The 20144-nt window shown below is 73.6% G+C and carries 16 protein-coding genes; 8 read left to right on the top strand and 8 right to left on the bottom strand.

The window, feature by feature from the left end; translation table 11 throughout:
• Positions 1-15 precede the first annotated feature (15 nt).
• From ACZ3X1_RS24805 to ACZ3X1_RS24785, 5 genes are all read right to left on the bottom strand, one after another.
• Positions 16-1806, bottom strand: coding sequence for an ATP-binding cassette domain-containing protein (locus tag ACZ3X1_RS24805; RefSeq protein WP_390077145.1), 1791 nt, complete (start codon positions 1804-1806; stop codon positions 16-18).
• Between the two features lie 215 nt (positions 1807-2021).
• Positions 2022-2768 (bottom strand): NUDIX hydrolase, encoded by a 747-nt coding sequence (locus ACZ3X1_RS24800; protein ID WP_356810426.1) that lies wholly within the window; start codon positions 2766-2768, stop codon positions 2022-2024.
• Positions 2769-2947: 179 nt separating this feature from the next.
• Complete coding sequence (locus ACZ3X1_RS24795) at positions 2948-4936, bottom strand: glycogen debranching N-terminal domain-containing protein (RefSeq protein WP_467281000.1); 1989 nt, start codon at positions 4934-4936, stop codon at positions 2948-2950.
• 209 nt (positions 4937-5145) lie between these two features.
• Positions 5146-6411, bottom strand: a complete 1266-nt coding sequence (locus ACZ3X1_RS24790) for a DUF4192 domain-containing protein (protein ID WP_467280999.1) — start codon at positions 6409-6411, stop codon at positions 5146-5148.
• 97 nt (positions 6412-6508) lie between these two features.
• Complete coding sequence (locus tag ACZ3X1_RS24785) at positions 6509-7489, bottom strand: NHL repeat-containing protein (RefSeq protein ID WP_356810429.1); 981 nt, start codon at positions 7487-7489, stop codon at positions 6509-6511.
• 448 nt (positions 7490-7937) lie between these two features.
• Between ACZ3X1_RS24785 and ACZ3X1_RS24780 the strand changes: the two genes are divergently transcribed.
• A complete protein-coding gene (locus ACZ3X1_RS24780; RefSeq protein WP_467280998.1) occupies positions 7938-8846 on the top strand; it encodes a nitroreductase/quinone reductase family protein in 909 nt (302 codons plus the stop codon).
• Positions 8847-8909: 63 nt separating this feature from the next.
• Here ACZ3X1_RS24780 and ACZ3X1_RS24775 read toward each other — a convergent pair whose 3' ends face one another.
• The gene (locus ACZ3X1_RS24775) at positions 8910-10085 is read right to left on the bottom strand and encodes an acyl-CoA dehydrogenase family protein (protein ID WP_467280997.1); all 1176 of its coding nucleotides are present in this window, start codon (positions 10083-10085) and stop codon (positions 8910-8912) included.
• Between the two features lie 460 nt (positions 10086-10545).
• Here ACZ3X1_RS24775 and ACZ3X1_RS24770 point away from each other — a divergent pair, with 460 nt between their 5' ends.
• From ACZ3X1_RS24770 to ACZ3X1_RS24750, 5 genes are all read left to right on the top strand, one after another.
• Complete coding sequence (locus tag ACZ3X1_RS24770) at positions 10546-11316, top strand: AfsR/SARP family transcriptional regulator (protein ID WP_356810432.1); 771 nt, start codon at positions 10546-10548, stop codon at positions 11314-11316.
• Positions 11313-12242: an MBL fold metallo-hydrolase gene (locus ACZ3X1_RS24765; protein WP_467280996.1), complete on the top strand. Its 930-nt coding sequence runs from the start codon at positions 11313-11315 to the stop codon at positions 12240-12242. The genes ACZ3X1_RS24770 and ACZ3X1_RS24765 overlap by 4 nt, the downstream gene beginning before the upstream one ends.
• Positions 12243-12406: 164 nt before the next feature.
• Complete coding sequence (locus ACZ3X1_RS24760; protein WP_467280995.1) at positions 12407-12901, top strand: nuclear transport factor 2 family protein; 495 nt, start codon at positions 12407-12409, stop codon at positions 12899-12901.
• Positions 12902-12951: 50 nt separating this feature from the next.
• The gene (locus ACZ3X1_RS24755; RefSeq protein WP_467280994.1) at positions 12952-13683 is read left to right on the top strand and encodes an SDR family NAD(P)-dependent oxidoreductase; all 732 of its coding nucleotides are present in this window, start codon (positions 12952-12954) and stop codon (positions 13681-13683) included.
• 14 nt (positions 13684-13697) lie between these two features.
• On the top strand, positions 13698-14732 hold the full coding sequence (locus ACZ3X1_RS24750) for an LLM class flavin-dependent oxidoreductase (protein WP_356810436.1): 1035 nt from the start codon (positions 13698-13700) through the stop codon (positions 14730-14732).
• 208 nt (positions 14733-14940) lie between these two features.
• Here the strand turns inward: ACZ3X1_RS24750 and ACZ3X1_RS24745 are convergent, their stop codons facing one another.
• Together ACZ3X1_RS24745 and ACZ3X1_RS24740 are read right to left on the bottom strand one after the other, a co-directional pair.
• Positions 14941-16164: a nucleotide disphospho-sugar-binding domain-containing protein gene (locus ACZ3X1_RS24745; RefSeq protein ID WP_356810437.1), complete on the bottom strand. Its 1224-nt coding sequence runs from the start codon at positions 16162-16164 to the stop codon at positions 14941-14943.
• Between the two features lie 33 nt (positions 16165-16197).
• Positions 16198-17364, bottom strand: a complete 1167-nt coding sequence (locus ACZ3X1_RS24740; RefSeq protein WP_467280993.1) for a serine hydrolase domain-containing protein — start codon at positions 17362-17364, stop codon at positions 16198-16200.
• 286 nt (positions 17365-17650) lie between these two features.
• On the opposite strand from ACZ3X1_RS24740, the gene ACZ3X1_RS24735 reads away from it, so the two are divergent.
• Both ACZ3X1_RS24735 and ACZ3X1_RS24730 read left to right on the top strand, forming a co-directional pair.
• Positions 17651-19009 carry an NDP-hexose 2,3-dehydratase family protein gene (locus ACZ3X1_RS24735; RefSeq protein WP_356810439.1) on the top strand — a complete coding sequence of 453 codons (1359 nt, stop codon included), beginning with the start codon at positions 17651-17653 and terminating at the stop codon, positions 19007-19009.
• Positions 19006-20130: a DegT/DnrJ/EryC1/StrS family aminotransferase gene (locus tag ACZ3X1_RS24730; protein WP_467280992.1), complete on the top strand. Its 1125-nt coding sequence runs from the start codon at positions 19006-19008 to the stop codon at positions 20128-20130. The genes ACZ3X1_RS24735 and ACZ3X1_RS24730 overlap by 4 nt, the downstream gene beginning before the upstream one ends.
• Positions 20131-20144 lie beyond the last annotated feature (14 nt).

Below are 20144 nucleotides of genomic sequence, written 5' to 3'. Positions count from 1 at the left end.
TCCGGCACCGAACGATCACCAACGAACCCTGCTGCGCAGTCCGGTGAACCCATAGGCGCACAACAGGACCATCAGCGACAACACCAGTGCGGTCGCGACGGGCTGGGTCATCACCCGCAGAGCCGCCACGAGCAGCCGGTCCGCCTCCGGCGGCCACTGCACCCAGGACAGGCCCCGCAGCCGGGGTCCCAGTCCGGTCACCGGGTACGCGGACGAGCCTTCCAGCGCCTTGCGCACCAGCGGAACCACTCCCACGGGTACGGCGAGCACCGCCGCCAGTCCCGCGGTGGCGGACCGGAAGACGCCGGAGGCCAGTACGCCGGCCCAGGCGCAGCCGATCAACAGGCCGGCCCAACTCGCGGCCGGGGACAGCCACTCCGCCGGGGTGCGCAGGGGGCCGCTGTCGAAGACGAGCGCCAGGGCGGCGGCGTCGGCCGTCACCACCAGGGCGCCCAGCAGCAATCCGAGGGCGGCGCAGACGCCGAGCTTCGCGGTGAGCAGCCCCAGCCGGCGCGGCACGGTGCCCCGGTCGGCGGCGAGGGCGGGATAGCGGTACTCCTCGCCGAAGGCCAGTGCTCCGAGCAGCCCGGCGCCCAGCGCGGCGGGCGGCAGCGGCAGCAACTCGGGCCAGGCGGCGAGCAGCCGGTTCTGCGGGGTCTGGCCGGCCCGGGCGAGCACGAGGGAGGTGAGGACGGAGACCACGACGACGAGGGTGGCGGTGAGGGCGGGGGTGGCGGTGCCGAAGACGCGGAGCAGCTCGTAGCGCAGTGGCCGCAGCGGTCCGCCCACGCGCCGCACGGCCGAGGCCGGCCGCCGGGAGCGTGCGCCCCGGGAACGGCCGCCGGAGTCGGCGGCGGGACCCGGCGCGGCCCCGGCGGGGGCCGCCTCTGCCGTCGCGGCGGCCCGGGCGTGCGGGACCGGGGCCGGCGACGCGCCGGCGACGCCGGTCTCGTCGGCGAGCTGGTGGACCAGTACGCCGTGGCGGAACGCCGCCTCGCCGACCTCGGCGCAGTTGCTGCCGTACACCGACAGGCGGCTGCCGCTCTCCTCGACGATCTCCACCGTCCGCTGGGCCGCCCGGGCTTCCCGGCCCAGTACGTCGGCCAGCCGGGCCGCGTGCGGGGTGCGCACGGCGACGCGCGGCCTCAGCCGCGTCCGCGCGAAGTCCGCGGCCTCCTGGTCGGCGACGAGGCGGCCCGCCTCGATGCTGACGACCCGGTCGGCGCTCCGGGCCGCCTCCTTGGCGTCGTCGGTGGTGAAGAGCACCGCTCCACCGAGGGAGGCGTGGCCGCGCAGCAGGCCGTACAGCCAGCCGCGTTCGCGGGGAGAGAGGCCGGCGGCCGGCTCGTCGAGGAGCAGGGTGCAGGGATCGCCGAGCAGCGCCGAGGCCAGGGCGACCCTGCGCTCCATGCCGAGCGACAGCGAGCCGAGGCGCTGGTCCCGCAGGCCGGCGATGCCGACGACCTCGAGCATGGTGTCGGCCCGGGACGCGGGCACCCCGGCGGCGGCACAGAGCATCCGCAGCTGGTTGCGGACGGTCCGGGCCGGGTTGCCGGGGACGTCGCCGAGCAGCACTCCGACCTCACGGCCGGGGTGGGGGATCCGGTGCAGCGGGCGGCCGCGGAAGTAGGTGACGCCGCGGCCCGGTTCGAGTTCGAGCATGAGCCGCAGGGCGGTCGTCTTGCCCGATCCCGGCTCGCCGAGCAGGGCGGTCACGTGCCCCGGGCGGGCCTCGAAGGTGAGGTCGTCCACGAGGGGCGGGGCGTCGGTGCGTGGTTTGCTGGTGAGTCCGATGGCCTGGAGCATCGCTTCTCTCGCGAGGGGTGAGACCGCTCTGCGGCAGGATGATTACCGCAAGCAAGATAACGCGATATGTCCGATTTTCGGCGCAACCGATCCGATGGCATGCCGCTGGTTCCGTCAGGTTCACCCCGAACCGGGGGCCCGGTCGGCGGCGTCTGCAGCACCGGCGGCGCGGGGGCCGCGGCGTCTGCAGCACCGGCGGCGCGTGGGCCGCGGCGTCAGACCTCCGGGCGCAGCATCGGGGGATTGAGCAAGGTCGCCCCGCCCGCGCGGAACAGCTGGGCCGGACGGCCTCCCTGACGGGTGGTCGTCCCTCCGGCCGGCACCAGGAAGCCGGGGGTGCCGGTGACCTTGCGGTGGAAGTTCCGCGGGTCCAGGGCCACGCCCCACACGGCCTCGTACACCCGGCGCAACTCCCCCACGGTGAACTCGGACGGGCAGAAGGCGGTGGCCAGCGAGGAGTACTCGATCTTCGACCGGGCCCGCTCCACGCCGTCCGCCAGGATCCGGGCGTGGTCGAAGGCGAGCCCCGCGGCGCTCTCCTCGCCGACGGCCAGCAGTTCGTCGACGGGAGCCCAGCGGGCGCTGTTGGCGTCACCGCCGGCCCGGGGCGCGGGGAGGTCCGGAGCCAGCACCAGATGCGCCACGCTGACGACCCGCATGCGCGGATCCCGCTTCGGATCGCCGTAGGTGGCCAGCTGTTCGAGGTGTGCCCCGTTACCCGCGCCCGGCATGGCGGGGTCGTGCGCGCACAGGCCGGTTTCCTCGGAGAGTTCCCGGGCGGCGGCGGCCGCGAGGTCCTCGTCACCGCGGACGAATCCGCCGGGCAGCGCCCAGCGCCCCTGGAACGGCTGCTCACCCCGCCGGACGACCAGCGCGCAGAGCGCGTGGCGCCGCACGGTGAGCACGACCAGGTCGACGGTGACTGCGAAGGGCGGATAGGCCGACGGGTCGTAGGGCGACATGCCGCGATCATAGTCGTCTGCCTGACGATAAACAGCGCTTTGGTGACCTTGAAGGCAATGGCCCGCGGGCCGGCGGGGGCGCCGGGCGGGCACGACGGGGGACGCCCACCGCCTGCGGGCCCGAGCGGACCGGTGCGGCTCGCACGAGGCCCGGCCAGGCGGGACTTTGACGACACGACCTAGCCACCCAGTTGGAGCGCATCCGCGGCCTCCTCCACCAGGGCGAGGCCGAGCCGGCTGACCCGGACCGCGAAGGGCGCTCCCGACACCCGCAGCCCCGCGAGCCGGATCGCACCGAGGGGGGCGCCCGGAAGGGGTACCAGGGCGACGGTGCCAGAGGGGGCGTCGGGGCGGATGCCGGCGAGGGCGGTCAGTACGTGGACCCCCGCGGCCGCGGCCACGGCGGCGGGGCGGCAGGCCGCCGGGTGCGGAACGGGAACGCTGCCGGCGGTGCGCTGCTCGGCCGCGAACATCTCCGGCAGCCGGTACCCGAACGCCTCTGCCGCGTCCAGGAGGCCTTTGAGCAGGCCTGCGGCCTCCTTCTCGAAGCCCGCCGCGGCCAGTCCGGACACGGCCACGGCGCTCTCGTACGCCCGTACCGCGCCGGAGCGGTGGCCGTACGGGTTGTGCCCCGGCTCTTGGCGGGCCATGCTCCGCAGCCCCCATCCGCAGTCCATGGCGGGGGCACCGAGCAGCCGGGCCAGCTGCTCGGCGCGGACCGCGTCGAGGAGCCCGGGGGCGAGCCGGCCGCCGCTGAGCAACCCGGTGTCGAGCAGATGCGCGGCGGCCCCGGTCAGCCGTGGCAGGGGCCGCCCGTCGGGATGCAGGGCCGATGCCGGCCGGCCGCCGTCCGGTCCGTCGATCCAGAACCCGTCCCGGAACCGCTCGCGCAGCGCGGCCGCCCGCTCCCGCCATTCCCCGGCGCCGGGTCGTCCGCACCCGGCGAGGAGGTCGGCGCCCAGCACGGCGGCCCGGTGGGCGTGGGCCTGGGTCTCGCAGCGCCGCGGCCCAGGATCGGGATCGGCCAGGAAGCCGTCCTTGCCGAAGGCGCCGCGCAGCCAGTCGAGGCACCGTTCGGCGGCCGGGAGCAGTCGGGCGACTTCGTCCTCCGGCAGGCCCCAGAGACGGGCTTCGGCGAGCACCGCGGGGAAGGCGAGGGTCGCCTCGGTGCCGGTGCACGCGGGCGGCAGCTGCGGGCCCGCTCCGCGCAGGGGCCCCGGGATCTTCCCGGCCTCGCCGCCGTGCCCCTCGGCCTGTGTGCGGGCGAGGATGCGCAGGGTGGCGGCGGCGAGCCCGGTCCCCAGCGGCAGCGCCATCCGGGCGGCCCAGAGCGATTCCGCCGGCGCCAGGCCCAGCCGCCAGGGCACCCCGGCCGCCGCGAAGGCGTCACCCGGACCATCCGGGTCCCGCGAGAGCAGCGCGCGCAGGTCCTCGACGCTGGTGCGGAACCATGCCTCGGCCCTCGGGTCGTCCCCCTCGGCCCGGGCGTCGGCCAGCGGGTTCGCCACCTGGCCGGCGGGTGCCCGCCCCACCCGGTCCTGTGTGGTGCGCAGCTCGATGGTGCGGGATTCCCCGGGGCCCAGTTCGAGCTGCCAGCGCAGCAGCCCGGCCGAGGCCACGGCGTCGTCCGGGGCCGGGTCTGCCGTGGTGACGGCTTGAGCTGCGCCGGTGCTCCAGCGCAGGCCGGCGGCATGCACCCCGGCGGGCAGCTCCGGGCCGGCCCGTCCGGCGGCCACCGCGGCCAGTTCCGCCAGGTCGGAGCCGAGCAGCAGCTCCACGGGGAGGCGTACCGGCCGGGCCGTGAAGCTGCGCAGGGTGATCCGTTCGGTGCCGTCCGCGTGGCGGATCCGTTCCACACCGATGTCCGGATCGGGTCCGGGCTCGGCCCCGGTGCGCACCGTGGCGGTGAAGGCGGCCCGGTCGGCACCGAGGCTGCGGCCCTGGACGGCGACCGGGTCCCGGCCGCCGACGCGCAGCACACAGCGGGAGAGCAGCCGGCGCCCGGAGCGGTAGATCCCGTCGATCCCCTGCCCGGTCAGCTGGCCGTGTTCGGGAGAGATGACCAGACAGGGTGCGGCGACGCAGATGACGGCGCCGTGCACGGGCGGCAGCTCGGGCCTGCGGGCCACGGGCACGCCGGTCGGGCGGGGAGGTGCGGGGTGAGACATGTGTCGCCTTGTCTGCGCTCCGGTGGGTTCAGCTGGGCGGCGGCGCGGCCGGGGCGGCACCACCCCCCAGCTGAACGCCCCCGCCCCCGCCCGGGTCACGGGCCCGGACTCCGGACGGGCGCTCCGGGGACGCAGATCGCGCCGTGATGGCGGCCCCGAGGCGGCGCGGGGCAACCGCGGACGACCGCCGCAGGAGGGCCGGCGCGCGCTCACTGCCCGCTCCCCGCGGTGCGGCGGGATCCGCGGCGCGAGGCCGTCCTGCCCCTCCGTCCGGGCGGCCGGGTGACGGCGGAGGACCGGCTGCGCCTCGGTTCGCGGCGGCGCCGCTCCTCCCTCAGGCACTGGCGCAGCCCCTCGGGGTCGATCCCCTCGTTGCAGGCGTGGTGGAGCAGCTGGGCGAAGCGGTATTCGGCGTCCGCCCTCAGGGCGAGGCCGAGGGCGATCCGGGCGGTCGGCTCGTCACCGGTGGACCAGGAGACCCACCCGGCCAGGGTGAGGGGGGCCGCGGCATGCTCGCCGTAGGCGCCGACGCAGCGGCGGGCCAGGGCACGCCACAGACGCAGGGCGGGAGCCGCCTCCTCCCCTTCCATCCACTCGGCCGCGACGTCGCGGACCTCGCGGTCCTGGAGGCCGAGGATCAGGGAGGCGGCCTCGTCGTGGCCGAGCAGCGCGTCGTCCCAGTCGTCGCCCTGGGGGCCGCCCTCGGCGGGCGGGGCCTGGGTCATGCGCCGCATCAGCGTCTGTGCCAGCGTGATGGTCTCGGCGCCGACCTCCTCCCTGGTGGCGCCGTGGAGGATCCTCGGCACCAGGGCGGCGGCAGCACGGTCGAGGGCCCGCTCCGCCTCCTCGGCCACGGGCCCGCGCAGCGGTGCGAGCCTGCCCTCGATCTCGTCGAGGCAGCCGCGGACCTGGAGCCCGGCGAAGGTGGCTGCAGCGGCCATCACCGAGGTGCCGACCGGGGCCAGCGGGCTGCCCTCGGCCGGGCAGCACCGCTCGTCCGGGCAGACGTAGGACCAGAAGCGGCCGGCTGACAGGCACAGGGCTTCCAGCACCGGCACGTCCAGCCCGCCGCAGGCCAGCCGGACCCGCTGGGCGAACGGCCGCAGCCGGGTCATCACCCCCTGGCCCGTCTCCTCCCCGCGCGGCTCCTGGCACAGATAGACGACGATGCCGTCGGGCTTGGCACCGCGCCGTTCACTGCCCCGGATGAGGCAGTCGGCGACCTGTCGGGCAGTGTCCTCCCATTCGGCGGGCGTGGTGGGGATGCCGACGCGGAGGCGGCCGCCGAAGCGCCCGCCCTCGCCGTGCACGGCGACCATGACGAGCGAGTCGGACGGGTGGAAGCCGAGCATGTAGGGCAGCGCATCGGCCAGTTCGGCCGGGCTGCGCAGGGTGATCTGCGGTGCGTCGACGGCTCCGGCCGGGCTGGTGAAGGACCGGTCGGACGGGCGGCGGAATTCGTTGTTGTTCGTCATGTCACGAAGGTCCCGTGCATGATCCGATCCCGAAAGCCCTGTGGATAACTGTTGACGCCTCAACCACCGCACGCGCGGGACACCCGGGGCGGCGCCGCTACAGCGGCAGGGTGAGCGCCACCGCGTTGTAGGGGAGGTCCGGCTCCGGGGGCTGCGGGAAGCGGGAGTTGGGCAGGTAGAGGCGGTTGCCGTGGACGGCCGCCGCGCATGGGGTCTCGAAGCGCGCGTCGGTGACCGTACGGGCCAGGCGGGCGTTGTGGCCGGTCGGATCCAGGCGCATCACCGCGAGGTCGTTCATGCGGGGCGCGTACAGGGTCCGGCCGTGCACCAGGATGCCGTTGGTCGTGGGCAGCGTGACACCGCCCAGGTCGGTGCGGCGGGCGACGCCGGTGACCGGATCGACGCGGAACAGGCTGCCGCCGTGGGCGTGGATGTTGACCACCAGGAGCGCGGATCCGTCGGGGGTGGCCGCGATGCCCGTGGCGGTGAGCCCGTCCGAGGGGCCCTGCGTCCACTCGCCGCCCAGCTTCAAGGTCGTCACCGCGTCGCGCGCCGGGAGCTCCCCGCGCGGACCGAGCGGCAGGCGGAACAGCTGTCCGCTGAAGGAGTCCGTGAACCAGGCGGCGCGCGGCGTGAGCACCACGTGGTCGACGAAGGTGTCGGCGTTGCCGACCTCGTACGTCTCGATCACCTTCCCGGTGATTCCGTCCAGGACGGTGATGAGCCGTCCCCAGCCGCCCGCGACGAAGACCCGCTGCCGGTCGTCCACCTGGAGGCCGACCGCGTAGTACCCCTCTCCGAGGCCCGGGTTGATGACCTTTCCCCGGCCGGTGAGCAGGCACGCCCGGTAGACCGCGCCGCCGAGCAGCGAACCGAAGTAGGCGTAGGGCGCCGGGCCGATGCCGATGCCGGCCGGGTGGAAACCGTTCGGCAGGTTCAGGACGTCGGGCCGGCCCGTCCGGGCCGCCGACGGGCCGGTGCGTTCGGCGGCGACCGCCGTGCCGCCCCAGCGCGCGTCGCCGATCAGCGCTGCGGCGCCCGCCGCCGCGCCGATGCCGAGGAACCGTCGTCGTGCCATGGCCGAGCTGAGCATCGCGCCCCCCTGTGGTGTCGTCGTCGTGCGCCAGTGTGGTGCGGGCCGCCTGGATTCCGCTCGAATCCGGCCAGCGGGCGGCTAGGACCGCGTTGACAAGATCGCGGGGCGGTCGTTCTAATGAGGAACGTGGCGCGTGGCGCCGGCCAAAGAGAACTGGGCCGGCCGGTGACCGGGCGACCACCCGCACATCAGGGACCGTCACATGCGTTCTCTTCTCACAGGCTCCGCCTGATCCAGGCGCCTCACCGCGCCCGCACCGCCACTCGAACCGGCCGTGCCGTATCCCCCGCGTCCAGCCGTGTCGCCGTCCGTCCTCCCGCCCGCCGTCGCACGGCGTGCCGTACGGAACGACGTCCGCGCACGCGCCTTCTCCCTTCCCCTCATCGCCCCTCCCCCGCAGATCCCATCACCCGAGGAGTCCCACCCCGCCATGTCCTTCAACCAGTCCGTCATCGACGAGTTCCGCGCCAACCAGGGAAAGGTCGGCGGGTACTTCGAGGGCAGCGACCTGCTGCTGCTCACGGTCACCGGCGCCAAGTCGGGTGAGGAGCGGACCGTCCCGCTCGGGTACGTGCGCCACGACGAGCACCTGCTGGTCATCGGCTCCAACCTGGGCGGGCCGAAGCATCCCGACTGGTACCACAACGTGCTCGCCAACCCGCTGGTCCAGGTGGAGATCGGCGCCGAGTCCTTCGAGGCGGTCGCGGTGCCCGCCGAGGGCGAGCGCCGGGACCGGCTGTTCGCGCACGTCGTGGCGGCGGAGCCGGGCTACGGCGAGTACCAGGAGAACACCAGCCGCGTGCTGCCCGTGGTGGTGCTGGAGCGCAGCGACCCCGCACCCGGCGAGGGCCCGGCCGAGATCCGGAGCCTGGCCGACAAGCTGGTCGAGGTGCACGTGTGGCTGCGCGGGCAGCTGCGGCACGTGAGCGCAGAGGTGGACGCCTACTTCGAGGCCGTGGCCGCGCACCAGGGCGAGGGGTCCGCACCGGCGCCGGGCCTCGGGCTCCAGATCCGCCAGCACTGCCTGGCGTTCTGCCAGACGCTGGAGATCCACCACACCGGCGAGGACGCGCACATGTTCCCCGCCCTCGCGGCGCAGAACCCGCACCTGAAGGACGTCTTCGAGCGGCTGCGGACGGAGCACGTCACGGTGGCGCGGCTGCAGCACGAGCTGAGCGTGCTGCTGGCCGACATCAGCGGGGCGGACCCGGAGCGGTTCCGCAAGGAACTGGCCCGCATGTCGCAGGAGCTGAACGCCCACCTCGACTACGAGGAGGAGTCGCTGCTGCCCCTGCTCTCCGAGATCCCCTTCCCGCCCGGCCCGCCCGCCGCCGCCTGACCGCGGGTGCCCCGGCGGGGCTGCCGGCCCGCCGGGGCACAGGAACAACGGGTGGCGCCGCGGCTACGGCTCGGACGGGCCGGCGGGCAGCGCCTGCGCGGCGTACGCACTCGCGTTGGGCCCGAACTGGAGCACGATGTGGCCGGCGGCGGAGTGCACGTCCCGCCACAGCCGCTGCAGTGGCGAGCTCTCGCTGTGCCCGGCCGTCCCGGAGGCCCGGAACAGCCGGTCCACGGCTCCGACCAGCAAGTCGGCCACCAGCGCGCAGTCCCGCTGGGCCCGCGCCGTCTCCAGCGCGGTGATCTCCCGGCCGGAGTCGGCCACGGCCGCGATGCGCTCCAGCAGCAGGCGGGCGGCGTCGATTTCGCCGCCCGCCCGGGCGAGGGTCTCCTCGTAGAAGGCGCGGCCGGGCCCGGGCACTCCCGGGCGCTCGGCGCGCAGCCGGTCCTGCGCGTACGCCGACCAGTGCGCGAGGGCGCCCTCGGCCGCGCCGAGCATCGGCAGGCAGAAGAACAGCCCGTTCACGGCGGCGAGCGGTACGCCCGGCACGGCCGCGCCGGCCCCGCCGCTGACGCCGCCGTCGGCGGAGGGGCGGCCGGCCATCAGGTCGTCGACCGGGAAGGACATCTCCCCGGGCACGTGGAGGTCGTCGACGGTGAGCGTGTGGCTGCCGGTGGCCCGCATGCCGATGTCGGACCAGGTCCGCTCGACGGCGTAGGCCGAGCGCGGTACGGCGAAGATCCGCCGCTCGGCCGGGGCGTCCGGGGTCTTGGCCAGGCCCAGCACGAGCGCCCAGTCGGAGTGCTCGACGGCGCTGACGTACGGCCATGTCCCGGTCAACTGCCAGCCGCCGTCCGCCGGCAGGGCCCGGCCACGCGGCGAGACCGAGCCGGCGACCAGGACGTCCGGGCCGTCCTGCCAGATGCGCTTGCGGCCCTCCTCGGGCAGGAATCCGGCCATCCGGGAGAGGCTGAGCGCGATGGAGGCGCACCAGGCGGTGGCCGGGCAGGACGCCCCGATCGCGGTGACCGCGTCGGTGAGGGCGCCGAAGCCACCGCCACTTCCCCCGTGGGCGACGGGCACGAAGTGGCGGGCGAAGCCGGCGTCGAGCAGCGCCCGTACGACGTCCGGGTCCAACGAACGGGCGGCTTCGGCGGCTTCGGCACGGCCGGCCGCGAGGGCGCTCACTTCCCGGGCGGGGAGGGCCGGTTCGGGCGCTGACTGTGTCTGCTGGGGCATGGGCCGGCTCTCCTTGCGGTCGGTGCGAGGAGACAACGTCGGCCGACCCGATCGGGCACCGCTACAGGTCCCCTAGGGCACTGCTACAGCCGCGCTCGAGCCGCCGACCCGGCGTGGGACATATGTCACAGCGCGCGGTGACCGGCCGGCGGCGTGGGCGGAGGGCGGGCATGGAGACCGGTCGGTACGGTCTGCGAAGGTGCCCGATCACCGCCCCCGCGCGCTTTATCACGACGGCGCGGAAGATGTGAATCCGGCGTGGCCAATGGCCGATCCGGAACCTCTCCGACCGCTCACACTTTACTTGATCTTGGGTTGTCGAAGTCGTAGCCTGGCGAGACGTCGGGCCGGCTCCCCACGCATGGCCCGATCTTGCCATCGGGGGTTTTACAGAATGTCAAAAGATTCCTCTCGACCGTCCGAGTCGCTACCGTTCGCGGAAATCAGCGTTCTTGGATCATTGAGCGTCGAATTCAACGGACAGTCCATCGTGCCGACCGCGGGAAAACCGCGGCAACTGCTCGCCCTCCTCGCCCTGCGCTGCGGCCGGGTCGTACAGGTGCCGACCCTGATGGAGGAGGTGTGGGGTGAGGACATCCCCCGCAGCGGCATGACCACCCTGCAAACCTACGTCCTCCACCTGCGCAGACTCATCGTGGAAGCCCTGCCCGAGGGCTCCGAGCGCACCCCGAAGGATCTGCTGGCCACCCGGTTCAACGGCTACCAGCTCTCCGTCAAGCCGAAGTCGTTCGACCTGATCGAATTTGAGTCACTGGCCGGATCCGGAGACAACGCGCTGGAGCGCGGAGACGCCGAGGCCGCCTCGAAATACCTCCACCAGGCGTTGGAATTGTGGCGCGGTCCGGCATTGATGGACGTACCCGTGGGCCGCGTGCTCGCCATGGAACTCATGGGTCTCAACGAAGTAAGAATGCGTGTTCTGGAACAGCGAATTCTCGCCGATCTTTGGCTCGGTAAGAGCGCAAGTCTCGTTCCGGAACTGCGCAAGCTGGTGGAACAACATCCGCTGCACGAGAAGCTGGCCGCCTGTCTGATGATCGCCCACCAGCGGTCGGGGTCGGGCTGGCGCGCCCTCGAGGTCTTCCGCGACCTGAGGAAGGCCTTGATCAACGAGCTCGGCGTCGAGCCGTCCGGCCGCCTCCAGAGCCTCCACCAGGAGCTGCTGTCGAACGCCACTGACCTGTCGCTGCGCGATTACGTCCTGACGTGAGCGCGGACAGGGCAGGGGTGCTGGGCGAGGTCGCCGACGGGGTGTTCGCCTACGTCCAGCCGGACGGCAGCTGGTGCGTGAACAACGCCGGGCTGATCGTCTCCGAGGGCCGGGCCGTCCTGGTCGACACCGCGGCCACCGAGGCGCGCGCCCGCAGCCTGCGGGCGGCGGTCGTGGCGCAGGGGCGGCCGGTCCCGTACGCCGTGGTCAACACCCACTCGCACGGTGACCACACCTTCGGCAACTTCGTGTTCCCGGAGGCAGTCGTGCACGCGCACCACGAGACGCGTCGGGAGATGGCCGCGGCCGGCCTGCACCTGGCCGGACTGTGGCCCCAGGTGGAGTGGGGGGCACTTCAGGTGGTGCTCCCCGAGGTCACCTACCGGGACGAACTCACCCTGCACGTAGGAGCGGTGACGGCCCGGTTGATCCACCTGGAAGTGGCCCACAGCACGAACGACACCGCCGTGTGGGTTCCCGAGCGGAGGGTGCTGTTCACCGGGGACGTGGTGATGTCGGGGGTGACGCCGTTCCTGCCGATGGGCTCGGTTGCCGGTTCGCTGCGGGCCGTCGCGCGGATGCGGGCGCTCGACCCCGCGGTGGTGGTGGCCGGGCACGGCGTCGTCGGCGGCATCGAGGTGCTCGACACCACGGAGGCGTACCTGCGGTGGCTGCAGGAACTGGCCCGCCAGGGCGTGTCCGCGGGGCTGACGGCGCCGGAGGTGGCCCGGGAGGCCGACCTCGGGCCCTTCGCCGGCCTGCTCGATCCGGAGCGGATCGTGCCCAATCTGTACCGGGCGTTCGCCGAGGAACGGGGCCGGGCCCACGGCGGGGCACTGGACATGTCGGCCGTCATCACCGAAATGGACACCATGTTCGAGGAGATGGCCGCCTACCGGGGGGCTCCGCCGGTCTGCCACGCCTGACGCGACCCGACGACCGCGGTCGCGGTCGCCGTACGCGGCTTGACGGCGTTTCAAGCGGGCCTTGAGGAAGTGCTCGCAGGATCGGCGACGCTCGCGGGCGCCCGGCGCACAGCACCTGTGCCCGGGCGCCCGCTCCGTCATACCCGAGCCGTCTGGAGTACCCGATGACGTCCGCCGCCAGCCGCTTCGCCGACCTCTACGCCGCGGTGGGGCAGCACTACGCCCGCCAGGTCCAGTTCCTCGACGGCGGGAGGTTCGAGGAGTACGCCGGCACCTTCACGGAGGACGGCGAGTTCCAGCACACCCCCGGGGTCCCCCCGGCCCGCACCCCGGCCGGCATCGTCGCCGAACTGCACGCCTTCCACGAGCGGTTCGCCGACGACCCGGTACAGCGCCGGCACTGGTTCAACATGATCGACCTCAGCCCGCGCGAGGACGGCGACTTCGACGCCGTGTTCTACGCGCTGGTGCTCACCGTCCGGCCCGGGGTCAAGGAACCGCAGGTCGGCCCCAGTTGCCTGGTCCGCGACGTACTGGAGATCACGGACGGGTCGGTGCGCAACCGCTCCCGCCGCGTCGAGCACGACCAGCACGTCCAGCACGTCCAGCACGACCAGCACGTCCCGGACACCCGGCCCGCCCGGCCCGCGGCCCGTTGAGCAGCCGCTCCGCGCCCACCGGCCCCCCTCCGAAGGGAGAACCCCCCGCCATGTCCCGCAAGCCCGTCGCCCTGGTGACCGGATCCTCGTCCGGGATCGGCGCCGCCGTCGCCCGCAGACTCTCCGACGAGGGGATGGCGGTGGTGGTCAACGCGGCCAGGAGCGCCGACGCGGGCTGCCGGCTCGCCGAGTCCCTGCCCGACGCACGGTTCGTCCAGGCGGACATCTCCGACGAGGAGCAGGTACGGCGGTTGCTGAACGAGGTGGCCGGGGAGTACGGCGCCCTCGACCTGCTCGTCAACAACGCCGGTGTCACCCGGGGCATCCCCCACCAGGATCTCGAGGCGGCCACCGGGGAGGTGTGGCGCACCATCCTCGGTGTCAACGTCGTCGGCACCTGGCAGACGACGGTGGCCGCGATGCCGCTGCTGCGCGCCTCGGGCGCCGGCCACGTCGTCAACATCTCCTCCGTCGCCGGGGTCCGGCCGGCCGGCAGTTCCATCCCCTACGCGGTCAGCAAGGCCGCCGTCAACCACATGACCCGGCTGCTGGCGGCCGCCGTCGGCCCCGAGGTGCGGGTCAACGCCATCGCTCCCGGGCTCGTCGACACCCCGTGGACGGAGACCTTCACCGAGATCCGCGAGCGGGTGCGCGAGGCCGTGCCGCTGCGCCGCACCGGCACCCCGGAGGACATCGCCGAGCTGGTGGTGGGCCTGCACCGGGCCGCCTACACCACCGGCGAGGTGGTGCTCGCCGACGGCGGCGCCCACCTGCTGATCTGAGAGGACGACAGACCGTGAAGCTTGGCGTGAACCTGAGTTACCAGGGCGCCGCGGAGCTGGCCGTGGCGGCCGAACGGCTCGGCTACGACGTGGCCCTGGCCCCCGAGGGCTACCGCTCGGACGCCGCCAGCGTGCTCGGGCTCGTCGCGGGGCGGACCGAGCGGATCGCGCTCGGCTCCGCCGTGATGCAGATCCCCGCCCGCAGCCCGGCGCTGGCCGCGCTGACCGCCGCGACCCTGCAGTCGCTCTCGGGCGGTCGGTTCCGGCTGGGGCTGGGAGTGTCCAACCCCGATGTCTCCGAGGGCTGGTACGGGGTCCCCTTCGCGGAACCCCTGGTCCGGACCCGGGAGTACGTGGAGATCGTACGGCGGGCCCTGACGGGCGAGCCGGTCCGCTACGAGGGCCGGCACTACCGGCTGCCCCCCTCCGGCTCCGGTGCGGCCCCGCTGCACGTGATCACCGAGCCGGCGGGTACGCCCGTACCGGTGTACCTGGGGGCGGTCGGTCCGGGGAACCTGGCGCTGGCCGGCGAGATCGCCGACGGCTGGATCGGGGTGTTCGCCGCTCCCGAGCAGGTCGCCGAGTCGGTCGCGCACATCGAGGCGGGCCGGGCGCGGGCCGGGAAGCCGATGGAGGGCTTCGACGTGATGCCCTGCCTGGCGACCGCGATCGGCGAGGACACCGACGGCTGCGTCGACCTGCTGCGGGCCCACTACGCCTACCTGATGGGCATCGGGGCGCCGGAGCGGAACTTCTACATCGCGCTCGCCACGCGGCTCGGCTTCGGGGCGGGGGCCGCCGAGGTGGGCCGGCTGGCGGGCGAGGGCGACCGGGCGGGGGCCGCGGCGGCGGTGCCGGCCGGGTTCGTGGAGCTGACCGCGCTGACCGGGCCGGTGGACCGGGTGGCGGAGCGGATGCGGCAGTACGCGGAAGCGGGCGTCACCACGCTCGGCATCATGATCTCCTCGATGGCCGGCGGCACGCAGGAGCGGATCTCGGTCCTGGAGCGGGCGATGGCCGCGCTCGACCGGTCCGGTGTGCGCGGCTGACGCCACGGCCGGCGCCCTCGCGCGGCAACGGAAAACGCGGGCGGGGCACTTGAGGAGGTGCCCCGCCCGCGGGCGTTCGCGCGTGTACCGGAGCCCGGACCGCCGGGACCGGGCCCGGGCTCCGTGCCATGCGGCGCGAGCCCGGCCTGATCGGCGAGACACCCCCTCAGGGCTGTCCCGTCATCCCCGGCGGGCGCACGAGGACAGCTCAGGCAGCCACTCCTGCGGTGATGCGGTCGATCAGCTCGGCGGGGGACGGCTGTCCGGCCATCTCGTGGCGCACCTGTCCGGCCGCGTGCCGGAAGGACTCCTCCGTGAGGAGCCGCGCGGCGGCCGCGGCGATGCGGGCGGCGTCCGCCGTCGCCGGTGCCACGGCCAGGCCCACCCCGCGGTCCGTCACCCGGCGGGCGCACAGCTCGTTGTCCGCGCCGCTGGGGACCAGCAGTTGCGGTACCCCGTAGTGCAGGGCGGCCGCGGTGGTGCCCGATCCTCCGTGGTGGACCACGAGCGCGCAGTCGCGCAGGATCCCGGAGAGCGGTACGAAGCCGGCCGGGACGAGGTTGGCGGGCAGTGGGCCCAGCGTGCTCAGGTCGGTCTCGTCGTCGGCGAGGACCACTTCCGCGTCCAGGGCGGCGAGGGCGTCGATCAGCAGCCGCAGGGCGTCGGTGCCGCCCGGCAGCAGGGGCGCGACGGTGCCGAGGGTGAGGCAGATGCGGGGCCTGGCGGCCTTGCGCAGCGCCCAGTCGGGCAGGACGGCGCCGCCGTTGTACGGCACGTAGCGCATCGGCAGCCACGGCACGCCGTCGTACGGGTCGGCCTCCTCGTGCTCCAGGCCGCCGAGGCTGGGGGCGCGCGGGTCGATCCGGCCGAGGAGGTCCGGTTCGCGTTCGCCGAGGCCGAGTTCCTCGCGCAGCCGCAGTACGACGGGGTTGTCGTCGGGGACGACACCGAAGCGGGCATTGGTTCGGGCGGCCTCGCGCACGCCCGGGTCGCGCATCGACCAGGAGACCCGGTTGCCGACTTCCAGTGCGGGCACGCCGAGGGCGACGGCGGCCAGTTTGCCGGCCTGGTGGTCGGAGCAGTAGACGACGAGGTCCGCGCCGAAGTCGCGGCCGGCGTCGACCGTGCCCCGGGTCATCGCGAGGGTGAACAGCTCGAACGGGCGCATGGCGCGGGCGAGTTCCCAGTACCCCTCGGGCAGGCCGGGACCGTCCTCGCAGCCGGGTGCGTCGGGGCCGGCGACGAGGTCCTCGCCGACGTCGCGGAGGGGGAACACGTCGACCACCGGCGCCCCGGCCCAGGCGGCCGCCTTGGCCATGTGGGCGGTGGTGGCGATCAGGATTTCGTGGCCCGCCGCGCGTGCCGCCCAGACGAGCGGTACGAGGGGCAGCATCAGCCCGTATCCCGGTGCGGCCGGGAACAGGATCCGCATGAGGACTCCTTCAGATTCGGACGGTGCGGTGGTTCACAGAATTCGGTCGACGCTGCGGAATACGGCCTCGACAAGCCTGCGGATCCTGCCGTCCATGCTTCCCATCACTGCGGAGCCCATATTCGGGACGTATCCGAATGCCAGCTCGCGCTCGGGGTCGGCAAAAGTGAAGACGCCGTTCGCCCCGCTCAGCCCGAAAGAATTCTTCAGTCCGGCGTCGGCGGGGAATACGGCGCTGTCCGCCAGCTGCACCCCCAGCCCCCAGGTGAGCGGGGTCAGCATGACCTCGCAGGTGCCGCTGGAGTGCGGGCGGGCCAGTTCGGCGGTGAGGCCGGGGCCGATGAGGCGGATGCCGTCGACCTCGCCGACCAGCGCGGCGAAGAGCCGGGCCAGGGCGTGGGCGCTGGCGAGGCCGCCGTACGAGGGGTCCTCGACGGCCGGGTCGGCCGGATCCTGGGACATGCTGCCGATGGTCGCCCGGTAGGTGAGCGTGGTGGGTTCGCGCAGCTCGACGACCTCGCCGGGGTCGGCGCCGGCCATCAGGGCCTCCGCCTTGGACTCCAGCATGGTGGCGAGGTGGGCGCCCGAGCCGGCGGGCAGCCCGATGTACGCGTCGAGGCCCAGGGGTCCTGCCAGGTGGCGGGCGAAGTAGCGGCCCACGGTCAGGCCGGTGCGGCGGCGCACGAGTTCGCTCAGCAGGTGCCCGTAGGTGGTGGCGTGGTAGCCGTGCGCGGTGTCCGGCTCCCACTCGGGGCGGGCCGCTGCCAGTGCCTCGGCGACCGGAGTGTGGGCGCGCAGGGCCGCCAGCGAGAGCGGGGCGTGGTCGAGGCAGACCACCCCGGAGCGGTGGGAGAGGATCATGCGGGGGGTGATGGCCCCCTTGCCGTTGGCGGCGAACTCCGGCCAGTGCGCGGCGACCGGTTCGTCGAGGTCGAGGCTCTGTTCCTGCCACAGGTGCAGGAAGGCCGCGGTGACCAGCGCCTTGGTCGGGGAGGCGAGGACGCCCACCGTGCCGGCCCGCCAGGGGTCGGCGCGGTCGGGGTCGGACCAGCCGGCCCACAGGTCCACCACCGGACGGCCCCGGTGGTAGACGCAGACGGCCGCGCCCACCTCCTCGCCCGCGGCGAAGTTCTCCTCGAAGGCGCGCGCGACGTCGGCGAACGCGTCCTCGGCCAGCCCTGCCTGGGGATATTGCTGCACAGTCTTCCGTCCTTCGCGAGGGAGGTTCGGCCGCTTCGCCCGGGTGGTCCCCGGGGCGGCTTTCGGTCGGCTCCGACCTGTGATGATCCGACCGCCGCTCGGGCCCCGCTCGAATACCGGTCATGTCCCGCTCGCAAGGGAATACAGAAGCCCCGGCAGGGTGACCGGAAGGGAAATCGTCTGGCAGGATCGGCGCCATGCGATTCCACTCAAAGGCTGTTCTCCTCGGAAAGCAGGCATTCCTCTGGGGGAATGGGATGGAATTTTCCGCACGGAAGGTGGCCGCGTGTTCTCCGGCATAGCTGAATTCCAGGACTGGTACGCGGGGCGGCGCCGCGCCCACGGCTACCGGGTGGATCGGATCCCGCTCGACGCCCTCGACGGCTGGCGTACCGACCCCGACTCCGGCAACCTCGTGCACCGCACCGGGCGGTTCTTCACCGTCGAGGGGCTGGACGTGGCGGACTCCGGCCGGGAGGTGGGTGCCTGGCAGCAGCCGATCATCGTCCAGCCGGAGCAGGGCGTCCTGGGCATCCTGGTCAAGGAGTTCGCGGGCGTCCCGCACTTCCTGCTCCAGGTCAAGATGGAGCCGGGCAACGTCAACGGCCTCCAGCTCTCGCCGACCGTGCAGGCGACCCGGTCCAACTTCACCGGTGCGCACGGCGGCAGGTCGGTCCCCTACCTGGAGTACTTCACGGCGCCGCGCTCGGGACGGGTCCTGTCGGACGTCCTGCAGTCGGAGCAGGCGTCCTGGTTCCTGGCCAAGCGCAACCGCAACATGATCGTGCAGGTCGACGGGGACGTCCCCGTGCTGGAGGACTTCTGCTGGCTGGACTTCGAGCAGATCGCCCTGCTGCTGCGCGAGCCGAACCTGGTCAACATGGACACCCGTACGGTCCTGGCCGGTGCCGCCTCGTGGCGGGACCGCGACGCCGACCTGGTCGCGGACACCTTCCGGGGCGCGCTGGCCCGCTCCTGGGCCCCCGGCAACGTGGCCCTGCACGACACCACCCACCTGCTGAGCTGGTTCACCGAGGCCAAGAACCGCTGCACGCTGACCCGGCAGCTGATCCCGCTCACCAAGGTCGAGGGGTGGAGCCGGCGCGACGGTGCCCTGGTCCACGACCGGGACCAGCACTTCGCCGTCATCGGGGTGTCCGTCGAAACCGACAGCCGGGAGGTGGCGCGCTGGCACCAGCCCATGTTCGAACCGCGCAGCCAGGGCGTCATCGCCTTCCTCGTCCGCCGTATCGGGGGCGTGCTGCACGTCCTGATGCAGGCCCGGACCGAGACGGGCGGCTTCGACGGCGTGGAGATGGCCCCGACCGTGCAGTGCCAGCCCGACAGTTACCGCGGCCTGCCCGAGGAGCGCCGACCGCGGTTCCTCTCGGAGGTGCTGGAGGCTCCACCGGAGCGGATCCGCTTCGACCGGGTCCATTCGGAGGAGGGCGGCCGCTTCTACCACGCGCAGAACCGCTACCTGCTGGTCGAGGTCGCGGACGGCTTCCCGCTGCAGGTGCCCGACGACTACGCCTGGATCACCCTGCGCCAGCTCACCGACTTCGTGCGCTACGGCAACCACCTGAACGTCGAGGCCCGGAGCCTGCTGACGTTCGCGGGCTTCTACAAGGAGGACGACGAGTGACCACCCATGTCTGGGACTACCTTCCGGAGTACGAGGCGGAGCGGGAGGACATCCTCGACGCCGTACAGCAGGTCTTCGCCAGCGGCCGGCTGGTGCTGGGCGAGAGCGTGCGCGGGTTCGAGGCCGAGTTCGCCGCCCGCCACAGCCTGCCGTACTGCGTCGGCGTCGACAACGGCACCAACGCGGTCCAGCTGGCGCTGGAGGCCCTCGGCGTGGGCCGCGGAGACGAGGTCGTCACCGTCTCGAACACCGCCGCCCCGACCGTCGTCGCCATCGACGCGGCGGGCGCCGTCCCGGTCTTCGTCGACGTCCGCGCCGAGGACCACCTGATGGACACCGACCAGGTGGCCGCCGCGATCACCCCGCGCACCAAGGCGCTGCTGCCGGTGCACCTGTACGGACAGTGCGTGGACATGGATCCGCTCCGGCGCCTGGCCGACGAGCACGGACTGGCGATCGTGGAGGACTGCGCGCAGGCCCACGGCGCCCGGCACCACGGGGCGCCGGCCGGGACCATGGGCGACGCCGCGGCGTTCTCCTTCTACCCGACCAAGGTGCTGGGGGCGTACGGCGACGGCGGGGCCGTCCTGACCGGCTCCGCCGACACCGACCGCGCGCTGCGCCGGCTGCGGTACTACGGCATGGAGGAGGTGTACTACGTCGAGCGGACGCCCGGCCACAACAGCCGGCTCGACGAGGTCCAGGCCGAGATCCTGCGCCGCAAGCTGACCCGGCTCGACGCCTACGTGGCAGGCCGGCGCCGGGTGGCGCGCCGCTACGCCGAGGGGCTCGCCGGGCTGTGCGGGCCGGGCGGGCTGACCCTGCCGGCCACGGCCGCGGGCAACGAGCACGTGTACTACGTGTACGTGGTGCGCCACCCGCGCCGCGACGAGATCATCAGCGCCCTCAAGGAGCGCTACGACATCTCCCTCAACATCAGCTATCCGTGGCCGGTCCACACCATGCGCGGCTTCGCCCACCTCGGTGTGGAGGCCGGCTCGCTGCCGGTCACCGAGCGGCTGGCCGGGGAGATCTTCTCGCTGCCCATGTACCCGTCGCTGCCCGAGGCCGTGCAGGACAAGGTCATCGAGGCGCTCCACGAGGTCCTGCGGACGCTCTAGGCCGTCTCTTTCGG

Source organism: Streptomyces sp. NPDC023541 (genome assembly GCF_055559995.1).
The sequence above is the reverse complement of the archived record's forward strand: the minus strand, read 5'-3'. Positions and strand labels throughout refer to the sequence as shown.